This is a genomic window from Streptomyces sp. CA-251387, assembly GCF_050936625.1.
Taxonomy (GTDB): domain Bacteria; phylum Actinomycetota; class Actinomycetes; order Streptomycetales; family Streptomycetaceae; genus Streptomyces.
Window position 1 is genome coordinate 398,985 of the sequence record NZ_JBNJMJ010000002.1, and the last position, 12,535, is coordinate 411,519.

General features: G+C 69.0%; 13 protein-coding genes. 4 read left to right on the top strand and 9 right to left on the bottom strand.

What is annotated here, in order from left to right; all coding sequences use genetic code 11:
• Positions 1 to 15: 15 nt before the first annotated feature.
• Both ACQEV2_RS43545 and ACQEV2_RS43550 read right to left on the bottom strand, forming a co-directional pair.
• Positions 16 to 1,329 (bottom strand): hypothetical protein, encoded by a 1,314-nt coding sequence (locus ACQEV2_RS43545; protein ID WP_433056045.1) that lies wholly within the window; start codon positions 1,327 to 1,329, stop codon positions 16 to 18.
• Positions 1,330 to 1,403: 74 nt separating this feature from the next.
• A complete protein-coding gene (locus ACQEV2_RS43550) occupies positions 1,404 to 2,120 on the bottom strand; it encodes a FadR/GntR family transcriptional regulator (RefSeq protein ID WP_433056048.1) in 717 nt (238 codons plus the stop codon).
• 1,303 nt (positions 2,121 to 3,423) lie between these two features.
• Between ACQEV2_RS43550 and ACQEV2_RS43555 the strand changes: the two genes are divergently transcribed.
• Both ACQEV2_RS43555 and ACQEV2_RS43560 read left to right on the top strand, forming a co-directional pair.
• The gene (locus tag ACQEV2_RS43555) at positions 3,424 to 3,603 is read left to right on the top strand and encodes a hypothetical protein (protein ID WP_433056050.1); all 180 of its coding nucleotides are present in this window, start codon (positions 3,424 to 3,426) and stop codon (positions 3,601 to 3,603) included.
• Positions 3,604 to 3,754: 151 nt separating this feature from the next.
• Positions 3,755 to 4,024 (top strand): hypothetical protein, encoded by a 270-nt coding sequence (locus ACQEV2_RS43560; RefSeq protein WP_433056053.1) that lies wholly within the window; start codon positions 3,755 to 3,757, stop codon positions 4,022 to 4,024.
• A gap of 162 nt (positions 4,025 to 4,186) precedes the next feature.
• Here ACQEV2_RS43560 and ACQEV2_RS43565 read toward each other — a convergent pair whose 3' ends face one another.
• The gene (locus ACQEV2_RS43565) at positions 4,187 to 4,954 is read right to left on the bottom strand and encodes a transposase (protein WP_433056056.1); all 768 of its coding nucleotides are present in this window, start codon (positions 4,952 to 4,954) and stop codon (positions 4,187 to 4,189) included.
• Positions 4,955 to 5,001: 47 nt separating this feature from the next.
• Between ACQEV2_RS43565 and ACQEV2_RS43570 the strand changes: the two genes are divergently transcribed.
• Positions 5,002 to 5,358 (top strand): transposase, encoded by a 357-nt coding sequence (locus ACQEV2_RS43570; RefSeq protein WP_433056059.1) that lies wholly within the window; start codon positions 5,002 to 5,004, stop codon positions 5,356 to 5,358.
• 24 nt (positions 5,359 to 5,382) lie between these two features.
• On the opposite strand, the gene ACQEV2_RS43575 is transcribed toward ACQEV2_RS43570, so the two are convergent.
• From ACQEV2_RS43575 to ACQEV2_RS43595, 5 genes are all read right to left on the bottom strand, one after another.
• Positions 5,383 to 6,627 (bottom strand): MFS transporter, encoded by a 1,245-nt coding sequence (locus ACQEV2_RS43575; RefSeq protein WP_433056062.1) that lies wholly within the window; start codon positions 6,625 to 6,627, stop codon positions 5,383 to 5,385.
• Positions 6,628 to 6,698: 71 nt separating this feature from the next.
• Entirely contained in the window at positions 6,699 to 7,766 is a 1,068-nt protein-coding gene (locus ACQEV2_RS43580; RefSeq protein WP_433056065.1) for a tetratricopeptide repeat protein, read from the bottom strand.
• An 85-nt stretch (positions 7,767 to 7,851) separates the two neighbouring features.
• A complete protein-coding gene (locus tag ACQEV2_RS43585) occupies positions 7,852 to 8,076 on the bottom strand; it encodes a hypothetical protein (RefSeq protein WP_433056068.1) in 225 nt (74 codons plus the stop codon).
• 926 nt (positions 8,077 to 9,002) lie between these two features.
• Positions 9,003 to 9,173 (bottom strand): transposase, encoded by a 171-nt coding sequence (locus ACQEV2_RS43590; RefSeq protein WP_433056071.1) that lies wholly within the window; start codon positions 9,171 to 9,173, stop codon positions 9,003 to 9,005.
• Positions 9,170 to 9,969 (bottom strand): IS5 family transposase gene (locus tag ACQEV2_RS43595; protein ID WP_433056110.1). Its coding sequence is split into 2 segments (ribosomal slippage): positions 9,170 to 9,621 and positions 9,621 to 9,969, totalling 801 coding nucleotides; the frame shifts between segments, so codons are not numbered across the junction. The genes ACQEV2_RS43590 and ACQEV2_RS43595 overlap by 4 nt, the downstream gene beginning before the upstream one ends.
• 195 nt (positions 9,970 to 10,164) lie before the next feature.
• On the opposite strand from ACQEV2_RS43595, the gene ACQEV2_RS43600 reads away from it, so the two are divergent.
• Positions 10,165 to 10,982, top strand: a protein-coding gene (locus ACQEV2_RS43600; protein WP_433054013.1) for an IS5 family transposase whose coding sequence is annotated in 2 segments (ribosomal slippage) — positions 10,165 to 10,507 and positions 10,507 to 10,982 — 819 coding nt in all. Because the reading frame shifts where the segments join, the coding sequence is not laid out codon by codon here.
• A 182-nt stretch (positions 10,983 to 11,164) separates the two neighbouring features.
• Here the strand turns inward: ACQEV2_RS43600 and ACQEV2_RS43605 are convergent.
• On the bottom strand, positions 11,165 to 12,406 hold the full coding sequence (locus tag ACQEV2_RS43605) for an IS701 family transposase (protein ID WP_433054061.1): 1,242 nt from the start codon (positions 12,404 to 12,406) through the stop codon (positions 11,165 to 11,167).
• Between the last annotated feature and the right edge of the window lie 129 nt (positions 12,407 to 12,535).

Here is a 12,535-nt window from a genome sequence, read left to right on the forward strand (position 1 = left end):
GTGAAGTTGAGGGACTCATCGGTCGCCGACCTCCGCATGGGCGGTGCCGGAGAGCTGCCACGTGGCTTCCTGCCGCCAGGTGCCCCACCAGCGCTCCAGAGTGATCGTCGCGTCCGCGGTCTCGCTGTTACGGCAGACGGCAGGTGAGCCATCGGGGTCGGTGTAGTCGAGTGCCAGCGTCCGCTGGCGCGGCTGGGTCACCGTTACCTGTATGCGGCGTCGGCCCACGCGGCCGGCCACACGCCATTTGGGCAGGCCGATGTCCGCCCGAAACCGGCCGAGTCCCGCCCAGCCGACGGCGGTGCGCTCCGCGCGCCGGGGCCAGGCGCGTCCGTTTCGCAGCAGGCGTAGGAACACCAGGGGTGGCAATCGGTCGAGTCCGCGTCGCATGGACACGGCGGCCACGATCTCCAGGACGTCGCCACCGCCGAGGTCGGCGTGGAGCCAGGCCCAGCGTCGGGCGTTGCCGTGGCCGTAGATACGGGCGCTCGCTCCGACGGCGCCATCCAGCCGCAGCTCGTTGTCGCCGTACCGGACGGTTCCGTCGTAGCGGCACCGGGCGGCGGGCAGCATGTGGCTGGCGGGCAGCCAGGGGCGGCGCCAGGACCAGCGAGGGAAGGTGTGAAGCGGCCCGCTGCAGGGCGTCTCGGTAAGCGACCAGGTGAACGGGCCAGCAGAGCCGGCGAGTCGGCCAGGCTGGGCGAGGATGCCTTCGGTGGCATAGCCCTGTGGGTGATGCATCCACGGTACGGGGCCGAAGCGTGCATGCTCAGCGGGGCCGTCCTTGGGGAAGACGGCGACCCAGCCATGTGCGTAGGCGCCGGAACCGTCAGCGGGGGCCACCACTTCGTGGTGCAGCCAGACTCCGTTGCCGGTCGCGGGGTCAGTGAGGGTGGTGTACCAGACCTCCGTGCGCCCCGGTTTCCCGTCCCAGCGCGGCGCCAGATGCCGATCGGCGATCGTGGCCGGACGCGGGAAGCGGAAGCTTGTGAGGAAGGGCAGCAGGCCGACGGCGAGGGGGAAGCGAAGGGTGCCCTGGCCCACGCGATCGCCGTCCTCGTACAGGGTGTACGGCAGTACGGTCATCGAAACGAGCGGTCGCGCGGGCGAGAGGGACTTCCAGCCGTCCAGCAGCAGCCGTCGGCCCTCCATAGTGAAGGTGATCCGGTAGCGGATCCTGCGGCGGGCCAGGGCCGAGATCTCCATCTCGCCCTCGGCTTCGGTGTCGTCCGCCCGGCCGGCGATTCGCACCCGTCCCGTCAGGCGTGCCTGCGTCGTGCGGTGGGGCAGCAGCAAAGTCTCGGCGCGGACTTCAAGGTCCAGCCGCATGAGGCGCTCGTGCTCCTCATCGCTCAGGTGTACTCGGCCAAGCATCGTCTCCCGGAACGCCGTACCGCGTGAGGTCACCGGGCACCGTCCCGGCGTTCGCGGGAGGGGGCCAGTCCTTCGAGCATGATGCGTTCCGTCGCCGACAGGTAGGCACCCGCGGCGATGCGTGCCGCTTCCTGGTCACCGGCGGCCACAGCCTCGACGACCGGTGCCAGACGGTCGTGCGCGGCCCGGGCCTCGACGAAGGGCCCGACCAGCGCCGCGCGCACCGGTAGGTAGGCGTTGAACAGCGTATTGGTCAGCAGCACGTACACCCGGTTGCCCGTGGCGCGGGAGAGTGCCCGGTGCACCTCGGCGTCCGCCAGTTGCACCTCCTCGCCGCCGTCCGCGTCCCCAACCGCCGCGATCAGCGCACGCAGCTCGGCGATCTGGGCCACCGTGGCGTGGGCAGCGGCGCGTTCCGCGATCAACGCACCGATGCTGCGGCGTACTTCGAAGATCTCGCCGATCCAGTCGGGACTGTGCCGCACCAGCATCGGCAGCAGATCCGCCCCGCCCAGGCGCAGGAAATCCCGTACGCGCGTACCCACGCCGTGCCGCGTCTCCAGCAGCCCCGCCTGCACCAGCCGGCCGAAGGCATGCTTCAGCGTGGTGCGGTTGACCCCGAACTTGTCGGCCAGTTCACGCTCAGGTGGCAAATAGCTCCCGGCCGGGTGGTGCCCGGCGAGAATGTCCTCGCGCAGCCGCCTCTCCAGCACATCGACGGTGGTCTCGCGCGGCAGTGCTTCCATCCCAACCCCCGGACCGGTGAGTGGATCAGTGACTGAGCCACTGAACCACTGGGATGAGATCCGCGTCAATAGGACGTGCATCGGCGGGCGTTCGCGGCCCGCTGCTGCGATGAGGCGATCAGTCAAGGGGCAGACGGGTCGACGGCGAGCCCGCCACGTCCGCCGATAGGAGAGGTGACCACGCTGCACACCACGCTTTCCGTCGTCTTCGCGCTGCGCCGCGTTCAGCAACCCCCTCACGACTACTGCAGCGCCAAACGGCGCTCACCATGCCGAACCCCCAGGGGTTCCGGGCCGGGCTGATTCTCGCTCTGCTGCCACGGCCCATCTGGCTGGCCGGCATCCTCACGTAATCACCGCCACTGTCTCCCAGTCGCTCGTGACCGGACCACTCACGATCGTGCAGCCGCTGTCATGCGAGAGCTGGCGCTCATCCTCATCGTCGCCTTGCTGCTAATGCACCGGCCTCTGGCGGGCACGGGCTGCTGGCCATAACGGTGGTGATCGCGCTCGCCACCGCCTCCCCCACCGGCAACCGCACCCACGGGGCGCCGGACCGCTGGATCCCGCGCTCGCGCTGGCGCGGGGCTGGTTCTCACCCTCGCCGTCGCCACCTTCCGGCATCCGGAGGGTGCGCCCGGGCAGCCTGTCTCGGTGCCGCGACGGCGACCACTTACGGGTGACCGCGGCGCTGATTGAAGACGCCCATGCACATCCTCGGCGAGAATGGGCTCGCGGGCTTCTTCTCCGCCTGGCAGATGTAAGGGTTCGCCGTGACCGACGTGTGCGCCCTGTTCCTGGAGCGTGCGATGCAAGCCAGTCCTCGCTAATCGCCTCGCAGCCCGCTCGCCCTTGGCGATGCGCTGGTGAGCCTCGCCCTCGGCACCAGGACGTCCGCGCGGAGTGGTGGCTAGTCCCCCAGCTCTTCAGCGTCGCGCTGATCACCGCCGGGGTCCTCGCGCTGTCGCGGATTCCCTCACTCACGCACTGGTGGCGCCCGGACGAGGAGGGGGGACCTGCCGGTGGTGAGGGGGGTGCGCCAGTCGGCCGGGGCGCGGCGGACGGGATGAGGTCCGGCAGGGCCAGATCGGACAGGTCGGTGCCGGTGGCTGGGCGAGTTCGGCCTCGGCCTGCGCGGTGGTCAGCGCGCCGAGCCGCTGAGGTGCCTCAGGCTGGTTCACGGCGGCGTAGCGGACGCGCAGGGCAGGCTGCAGGTCCCTTTCAGGCGGCGGGTAGGGCGGCCCGCGCTTTCCTGCACGACCTGCCGATCGAACTGGTCGGCCGCGTCCGCTCCGACCGCGTCATGCGCCTGCCGAAACCACCCAGGTCGCACTGCGTCAACGGTCGACTGCCCAAGCACGGACCGGAATTCCGCTTCACCAAGCCGGAGACCTGGCCCGAGCCCGCGTTAGCGGTCCAGAGCTGGCGTCCCCCGAGCGTGCAGGTCAGACCGCGCCTCTCATCCCGTTGCACCGGCCGGTGATCGCGGCCCTGGGACGTCGTGGCCCGATAGCGCCCGCAGCCCCTTCGAGAGCCTGGAACCCGTAAGCCGTCCATCGGGTGACGGCAGCGTGGGCGGGCGGTTCAGCCTCGCTGAGAGCGGTGAGGCAGGGCAGGCTGAAGGTGTGTCCCGTGTGCTGCTTGTGGTGGGGGACGAGGAAATTGAGGTTGAGGCCTGGCTCGGCGTGTTCACTGAAGGTGGCTGGCCGCAATGGGGTGGCATCCTGCGAGACGTGCCAGCCCGACTCACCGCTGCCGTGCACCACGGCGATGACGTGCGAATCCACCTCCTTCCGGGTGGGCATGAGCGGCGGATTCACGCCGTGGTGCCCATCGTTGAGGACCAGGGGCTCGTCGAGGTGCTCTTCCTTGGGACGGGGGCGGTTCCGGCTGACCTGGGATGAGCGGGTCAGCCGGACGAAGGCTGAAGAGTGTGTGTCAGGCCGCGGTCGCCATCGCCGTCGGGGGCTGGCCGTCGTGCTGGTTTCCGGGTGAGGCGCCGGGCCATGAGCGTGATCGCGGCCCACGTGCTCAGGCTCTAGAGGTTGTCCCGTATGGGGCGTGAGTTATCCGGCGAGGGCCAGGTTGTGGAGCCGGGCGATGCCGAGCATGGCCTGGTGAACGCCGTTGCCCTTGAGCCGGCAGTCCCGCAGGATCTTCCAGTTCTTCAACCGCGAGAGGGCGTGTTCCACCCGGGCTCGCGCCCTGCGGTGGACGGCGTTCTCCGCTTCCTGCTGTGGGCTGAGGTACGTCTGACCTCGTCGTTTGCGGTGCGGGATGAGCAGGCCGGTGCCCTGGTAGCCGCCGTCGGCGATGGTCGGTGCGCCGCGGCAGGCCCGGTCGACGCCGGACTCCGTGAAAGCCCGGCAGTCGTTGCGGCTGCCGGGCAGCGGCAGGCCGATCGCCACCACAAGGCGGCTGTTGGCGTCGATCACGACCTGGAGGTTTGTCGAGTAGCGGTAGTTCTTACTGGAGGCGGCGATGCTGCGATCACGGGTGGGCACCAGGGTGCCGTCGACGATGTAGACGGTGTCCTTGCGCGGCCGACGGGCCGGCGAGATGGCCAGCAGGGGCGCCAGGTGATCGAGGATGCGGTCGGCCGCAGACTTCGAGACCCCGAACAACGGCGCCACCTGCCGCAACGTCAGGTTCGTGCGCCAGTACGTCGCCACCAGCAACACCCGGTTCTCCAACTGCAGCCGCCAGGGACGGCCGCGCTGAACGTCACCACCGCGACGCCGCACCAGCGCCACCAGCCTGGTGAACTGCGACTCGCTCAGCCCGGAGAACGGCTCGATCCACTTCGGATCATCCGCTGAGATCACCCCACCCATGCCCAGCCAACGCACCAACCACCCCACCGGTTACGGGACAACCTCTAGTGACGCGACACTACGTCACCCGCGCCAGCGTCGAAGGCGCCATCGCGCAAGGGCTACGCCGGTGCGGCCTGCGCAGAAGCCGCTACATCGGCCTGAACAAGACCTGTCGTCAATACGTCCTCACCGCCGCCGCCCTCAACCTCATCCGAACCGACGCCTGGCTGACTGGGACACCGCTTGCCAGCACCCGCGCCTCACTCTCAGCCTCCTGCGCCCCGCATAGACACCGCCGAATTCCCCAACGGTGTCCGCAGCGGGACACTATCCACCCCGTAGGGGCCCCACCCCGGGCTTGCCCACGTCCATATGGCATTTGTTGGTGGCTTATGAGCCGTGCGCATGGTGCGAGCGCGTAGGCAGGCGGCCCTATGGGGGAATTGTTATGGGGTGCTGGAGGCGGAGGCTGGAGGAGGGATGCTCATGATCGGCTTGCTGCGGGCGAGGGGGATTGCGGCGATGGCAGCGATGACGAATGTCATGAGCCAGAGGGTGGGGTGATCGTGGCTGAGGAGAAACCCGCTGAGAGCAGGGCCGAGCAGGTTGGCGGTGGTGAAGGCGAGCATGAGGGCAGCGTTGTACTGACCACGCAAGTGTGGTGGCGCGTTGGTGTTGACCAGGGCGGGGATGCTAGCGGCATAAAGGGCCTCGCCGACTGCGAGGAGCGCGGCGGCGCAGATGAACAGAGCTGCCCCCACGGCGGCGGTGTGGGCGCTGAGGTAGACCAGCAACACCGGGACGGCGATGCAGGGGCACAGCAGGATCAGTACGGTGGCAGGGGAGCGGCGGGCGATGGCGCGCTGGAGCGGCAACTGCACCAGGACGACAGTGAGAGTGTTGGCGAGGTAGGCCAGACTGATGATGCGGGGCGAGGCGTCGGTGTAGCTGACGGCATAGGCCGGGAAGCCAGTGTGCAACTGGGTGAAGCCGGCGGTGGTCAGCAGCAGGGCGATGAGCCATATGCGACGCATGGGCTGGTCACCAGTGACAAGGCGAAGCGCACGCCAGGCAGTTGGCGGGCGCTCCTGCGCAGTCCGGCCAGCAACGGGCACGCGCGCGATCAGCAGGGCGGCAAGGGTGAAGGAGGCGGCGTCAAGGAGGTAGAGAGTCTGGAAAGCGCCCAGATGGCCGGTGCCAGCAATCAGCGCGGCGGACAGGCCGCCGACGCCGAAGCCGATGTTGAGCAGCATGTATGTCAGGGCGAAGTAGCGGGACAGCGCCTGGGCGGGGACCACGTGGGCGAGCAGGGCCTGTTGTGCAGGTAGGGAAACGGATATTCCCAGGCCGAGCAGCGCAATGCAGGCGATGGCCTGGGGGCTGGTATGGGCCGCAGCCAGCGAGCCGGTGCCGGCCGCGGCCATGGCCAGACCGATAAATGAGGTCGTGCGGGCGCCGATGTGGTCGGCCAGATAGCCGCCAACGGGGTTGCCTGCGAGGCTGACCAGCGCCCCCACCGCGGAGATGGACGCGGCGAGCGTCAGGGGTAGGTGGCGTACCGTGTGCAGGTAGACCACCAGTAGTGGTGATGTCATGCCGCTGCCGATGGCCGAGGCTGAGTTAGAGGCCAGCAACCTCCCCGCGCCGGGCGCAACTTTGCGCTCCGGGAGGGCGAACGAAAGTGTCCTCATGAGTAACTTCACTTCTCTTCGACTCCCTGGTGCGGTGGCCGTGTTGCGCGGGGACGCCGTTGGGGGTCTGGTCAGACGGGGGCGGGGTGCCGGTCTAGGTCGTGCAGACGGACCCGGACCGGGTGGCGGCGGTGGAAGGCGGCAGTCAGCTGCCCGGCCCGGCGCAGGGCGTACTCGCGTTCGGGACCGGCTAGCTGTTGTGCAAGGCCGAGCCAGGAGGTAGCCACCTCTGGGTGGTTCTCGCCCAGAGCGCGGGCCTTAACCGCGATCGCCCGACGGTACAGTTCCGCCGCCTGTCGGTGGTGGCCTTCAGTGGCGTGAGTGTGGGCGAGCACGTGCAGGCAGAACCCGATCTCCCAGTGCTCCTCGCCCAGCCGCATGCGGTACTCGGCCAGCGCCGCCCGGGCCAGGACCCTCGCCGAGGTGCTCTCGCCGCGGGCAGACAGCACCCCGGCCAGGCACAACCGGTCCGCTGCCACCGCCAGCACGTTGCCGCCGTCGACCTCTTCCCGCAGCTCCAAGGCGGCCCGGGCCTGGTACTCGGCCGCCTCCAGGTCACCGCTGGCCAGGTACAGGCCCGCCAGATTGTGGCGGATCGTGGCCTCGGCCCCCTGCCCAGCTGCTCCCGCCGCCGCGCTGCGCACCATCCGCAGCGCCATGCGCAGCCGTCGTTCGCCCGCCTTCAGCCGACCGGTATAGCGCAGCACCATTCCCAGCAGGTTCAGCAGCCGGGCCATCTCCATCGGCTCCCCCAGTGGCGCGGTGAACCGGAGCCCGTGCCGCAGCCACGCCTCCGCCGCCCGGTAACGCCCGGCTTGCCACAACCCCGCCGCCACCCCGCGCAATGCCTGCGCGTGCACCCGGTCACACGGTGTCATCGCGCGCAACGGGCGGGTGATCGCTACCGCTCGCAGCAAATCCCGCAGCCCCTCCCCACCCCGGCCCAGCTGGCCCAGCACCTCCGCCCGCAGCAGCAGCACATTCGCCACATCCGCACTCGCCCCGCCCAGCTCCCGCTCCAATACCCCCAACGCCCGTTCCGCCGCCGCCAGCGCTTCCCCCAGCCGCCCCGTCCTCAGTAGATCCCAACCCTCCTCCAGTTGCCTGCATGCCCCCGTAACCGCCAACGCGTCCACCACGCTGCTCCTCACACCTGTCCATGAGCCGGAAAGCACAAGGGTGGGCCACAACCGGCCCACCCCTTGCGTACGCGGCGAAAACTGCCTACTCCACCGGCTCGGCGTGGTTGGGGTTGAGTGCGCCCGGCGGGTTGCCGCCGCCGTCCTGCGCCACGGTGGTGTGCATCGGCTCGGCGTGGTTGGGGTTGAGTGCGCCCGGCGGGTTGCCGCCGCCGTCCTGCGCCACGGTGGTGTGCATCGGCTCGGCGTGGTTGGGGTTGAGTGCGCCCGGCGGGTTGCCGCCGCCGTCCTGCGCCACGGTGGTGTGCATAAAGATCATCATTGCTGTGCTACCAATCACTTCGGGGTGATTACGAGGCCTACGGCACGGGCCCCTCTCTGGCACACCAGCTTTGCCCGCACCAATGGGACGCTTGATGAGTATGAGGTACTTAGATGCCATCTGCTTTCAGACCGTGATCGTTTGGTTCGGGCTGGTGGGCATGAACTCCGGCGGGCGGCAGGAGAGATGGGGACGGCTCGTTCGCTCGCGTCGCTCGTGGGGGCGGCTGGTGCCGTCGGTGCTCGGTCTGCTGAAAGCCCGGGACAAGCAGGTCCGGGAAGAGGTCGCACGGTTGCAGGAGCGGGTGCAGCCGCGCTCGGCGAGGGAACGCGCGCTTCAGCGTCTGGTGGATGCCCGTGCAAAGGTGGCCGGGGTCCGGCCGAGCCGCCTGCCGCGGTGGCGGAACCGGTGCGCAGTGCGATGGCGGGCTCGGTGGTGCCGCACCGGACCGAAGGCATGGCGGCATCGGTCCTGCCGGTGCTGGAGGGTTCTCGGCCAGCGCGTTGTCGCACAAGTCGCCGACCGAGCCCATGGATGCCTCAACTCCTGCCCGTGCCAGGGGTGTTGTGAGCTTGATGGATGTGTACTGCCGTGGTCCGCGTGCTGAATGAGGGTGCCGGGCTCGGCCTCGCGGGACGCGAGAGCGTACTCCAGCGTGGCGAGGACCAGGTCTGCGTCCACGCGGGACGAGGCCTCCCAGGCCACCACCCGGCGGGAGAACGCATCGCGGATCGCCGATAGCCACAGCGGCCCTCGCCGGTGGGGATCATCGTCAGGTCGGTGCCCCATAGCCAGTTCGGCGCAGGCGTGGTCAAGTCGCGGTTGACCAGGTTCGAGGCGAGCGTGGCCTTGGGGTCGCGTCGCGTGAAGCCGCCCCCGGCGCGGGCTGACGCCCGCGAGCTCGGCCTCGCGCATCAACCGCTCGACTCTTGCGTGCCCACGTGGACGCCCTCGCGTTTGAGGACGGCGTGCACGCGCGGGGAGCCGTAGATCCCGCCGGAGTCCGCGTGGACCTGGCGGGTCTTCTCGGTGAGCTCGGCGTCCTGGCGTTTCCTGTCTGTGGGGAGTTTTAGACGCCATCTCATTTGGTGAGTCTGCGGTAGCAGATGAGGGTGCAGGCGATGCTGGTGAAGGCCAGGAAGTGGTCGGCTTTGCGCTCGTAGCGGCGGTGCAGTCTGCGGCATCCGGCAAGCCAGGACATCGTGCGTTCTATGGTCCAGCGGTGGCGGCCCAGACGGGTCGAGGACTCCATGCCCTTGCGGGCGATGCGGTGCCGGATGCCGCGCCCGCGTAACCATCGCCGCAGGTGGTCGTAGTCGTATCCCTTGTCTGCGTGGAGCTTTCCCGGTCTGCGCCGCCGGCGTCCGCGCCGGGAGCGGATCGGCGGTATCCCCTTCACCAGCGGGATCAGCGCCTGGCTGTCGTGCAGGTTCGCCCCCGAGATTCCGACGGACAGGGGCAGACCGGTCCGCTCGGTGATCAAGTGGATCTTCGAGCCGTACTTGCCCCGGTCGACAGGATTCGGGCCTGTCAGCTCCCCCTTTTCAGGGCCCGCATGTTCACCGAGTCGATCGCGCAGCGGGACCAGTCCAGCTCGCCGCGGGAGCCGAGTTCGTCGAGGACCAGGCGATGGAGCTTGGCCCACACCCGGGCCTTCGACCACTCGGCAAAGCGCCGGTGAGCCGTCGCTCCCGACGGCCCGAACGACGCGGACGGCAACTGCTGCCACGTGCAGCCCGACGTGGCCACGAACACGATGGCGGCCAGCACCTCCCGGTCACCGTGTCGGCGTCGGCCACCACCCTGAGGCCGCGATGGAGCCTCCGGGACCACCCGCTGGAACAACTCCCACAACTCATCCGGCACCAGCCGCTCCACGATCGAAACCACGACCGACAGGCTACCGACCCAAATGAGATGACGTCTTAGTGTCCGCCAGTGGGTGGCTGATCATGTCCGCCACCGGGGAGCTCGAGGATGTCCGCTGGCACGCGAGGCCTGCCTTCATGCGCCGACCGCAGTGCGGTTACCCGATTAAGAGCGTGTCCTACGTGGTGAGGCATCGTTGGTCCAGGCATGGGGCGGGGTACGTGGAGTTGGATTGTTCCGGACGGGCTGTGGGAGATCGCGAAGCCGCTGATCCCTCCGCCGAAGGTGCGGCCGCAGGGCGGCGGTACGCAGGACACACCTGATGAAACGCTGTTCGCGGCCATCATCTATGTGCTGGTCAGCGGCTGTGCCTGGCGTCAACTGCCGCCCTGTTTCGGCATATCGAAGTCGACGGCGCATCGCCGGTTTCTGATCTGGTCGAGAGCCGGCGTCTGGGGGCGCCTACACGAAGCGGTCCTGCATCAGCTCGATGACGCCGGCCTCATCGACGTCACCCGCGTCGTCCTCGACACCGCCCATGTCAGGGCCAAAAAGGGGGCGAACACACAGGTCCGAGCCCCGTGGACCGGGGCAAGCCGGGTTCCAAGATGCACATCCTGTCGGACGCGAACGGCCTGCCCCTCCTCGTCGGCGTCTCGGCCGCCAACACCCACGACAGCGAAGGGTTGAAGCCCATGATCGAGGGTCACCAAACGAGACACGACCCTCACAATGGCAGGTACTTCAAGCCCCAGCGCCTGCACGCGGACAAAGCCTACGACCGTGCCGACCTGCGCAGATGGCTCCGATGGAAGCGGATCGGAGTACGCATTGCCCGCAAGGGGATCGAGTCCAGCGAACGATTAGGGCGACGCCGCTGGGTCATCGAGCGAACCATGTCCTGGCTGTCCGGCTACCGCCGACTCAACCCCCGCTACGAGCGCCATCCCCGCAACTACCTGGCCTTTCTCGGACTCGCAGCCGCCCTGTGCTGCTACAAGCGCCTCGTCCGCCTCACCACGTAGGACACGCTCTAATACTGCAGTGGGACTTCACCGTTCCCGCTGGTCAGAGGCGTAGTTTCGAGCCTAGCGGGGTGACGGCTCATCAGGAGGCGGTTCGCGCAAGCAGCCTTCAGGCGCGGGGCGCCGGCGGTAGTGGCAGGCACGGGCAACGGCCTGGTGGCGTCTGCGCCAGTGGGACCAGCTCAGTGCACCGGCGCGACGGTACGCGGGCCAGGGGCAGACAGCTGCCAGCAGACGCCGGATTTCTGCCACGGTGAGCGGGGCCAGGCCGGCTGTGTCGTTTCTGCTGCCCCCCTTTCGACCGCGGCCGCAGCCACGGCGGCGAGGAAGGCGTGCGCGAGCATGGCCAGGGTGATGTGCCGATACCAGCCGGGATACCGGCGGACCTCGTACTGGTCCAGGCCGCACTCGCCCTTGGCGGCCTGGAAGCACGCCTCGATGGCCCAGCGGGTACCGGCGATGCGCACCAGCTGCTCGATCGTGGTCCCGCTGGGTGCATAGGCCAGGTAGTAGGCGAGTTCGTCGGGCCGGGCCAGGCTGCGGCGGGCCATCACCCAGCGATGGTGCGTGGGTGGATCCGGGTCGAAGACGATGTTGACGGGCAGCCGGGCGACGGCCCAGTTATAGGTGCGCGGCCCTTTGGCGCCGTCGCCGCAGGACAGCACCTGCCAAGCATCGTTGGGGGCGTCGGCGATAAGCTGGTCGATCCGCCAGATCCCGGCCAGTGACTTGATCTGCTGGGATTTCGGCACCGCCAGGACGTAGCCGACTCCGGCTTCCTCCAGCATCCGGCGGAAGGTCCAGTCCTGCCCGTAGGCGCTGTCTGCGGTCACCCAGGCGATCGGCAGCGAGGAGGCCAGTGCCCGTAGCACCAAGGTGCGGGCCAGCTCCGGCTTGGTCGCAAAACCACGCTCGGCGGGAACGCGGGCCGCCCGGCATCGTGCGGCATCATCGGTCCAGGACTTCGGCAGATACAGCTCCCGGTCCACCAGCGCCCGTCCGCGGGACGAGGCGTAGGCGGCGAAAACGCCGATCTGGCAGTTCTCGGTCCGCCCGGCCGTGCCGGAATACTGCCGCTGCACCCCGGCGGAGACGCGGCCCTTCTTGACGAAGCCGGTGTCGTCCACGATCAGCACGCCGTCCGGCATGCCGAGCCGCTCGGCCACATAGTCCTGCAGGTCGTCGCGGAGCCCATCGACATCCCAGCGGCTCCAGGACAGCAGGTGCTGCAGCCCGTACGGGCCGGTGTGGCCGGCGTACTCGGCCAGCTGCCAGCTGTTCTTGCGGCCGACCGGGCCCAGCAGGCCCCGCACGTAATCCCGCATGCGGCGCCGCACCTCGACCCGGCCGAATCGGCTCCCCACCCGCAGGAACAACTCCTCCAGCTCGGCCGTCCACGGCCCCGTGACGAAGTCCGCCATCATGACCCAATCGTGCGCGCCCTCGCCCGCCGAACCGACCGGCTTGCGCGAACCGCCTCCTGATGAGCCGTCACCCCGCTAGGCTCGAAACTACGCCTCTGACCAGCGGGAACGGTGAAGTCCCACTGCAGT

Excerpts from the sequence above, each read along its gene's own strand:
- ACQEV2_RS43545 (WP_433056045.1), bottom strand. The coding sequence starts at position 1,329 with ATGCGGCTGGACCTTGAAGTCCGCGCCGAGACTTTGCTGCTGCCCCAC.
- ACQEV2_RS43550 (WP_433056048.1), bottom strand. The coding sequence starts at position 2,120 with ATGGAAGCACTGCCGCGCGAGACCACCGTCGATGTGCTGGAGAGGCGG.
- ACQEV2_RS43555 (WP_433056050.1), top strand. The coding sequence starts at position 3,424 with ATGCGCCTGCCGAAACCACCCAGGTCGCACTGCGTCAACGGTCGACTG.
- ACQEV2_RS43565 (WP_433056056.1), bottom strand. The coding sequence starts at position 4,954 with ATGGGTGGGGTGATCTCAGCGGATGATCCGAAGTGGATCGAGCCGTTC.
- ACQEV2_RS43575 (WP_433056062.1), bottom strand. The coding sequence starts at position 6,627 with ATGAGGACACTTTCGTTCGCCCTCCCGGAGCGCAAAGTTGCGCCCGGC.
- ACQEV2_RS43585 (WP_433056068.1), bottom strand. The coding sequence starts at position 8,076 with ATGCACACCACCGTGGCGCAGGACGGCGGCGGCAACCCGCCGGGCGCA.
- ACQEV2_RS43590 (WP_433056071.1), bottom strand. The coding sequence starts at position 9,173 with ATGAGATGGCGTCTAAAACTCCCCACAGACAGGAAACGCCAGGACGCC.
- ACQEV2_RS43605 (WP_433054061.1), bottom strand. The coding sequence starts at position 12,406 with ATGATGGCGGACTTCGTCACGGGGCCGTGGACGGCCGAGCTGGAGGAG.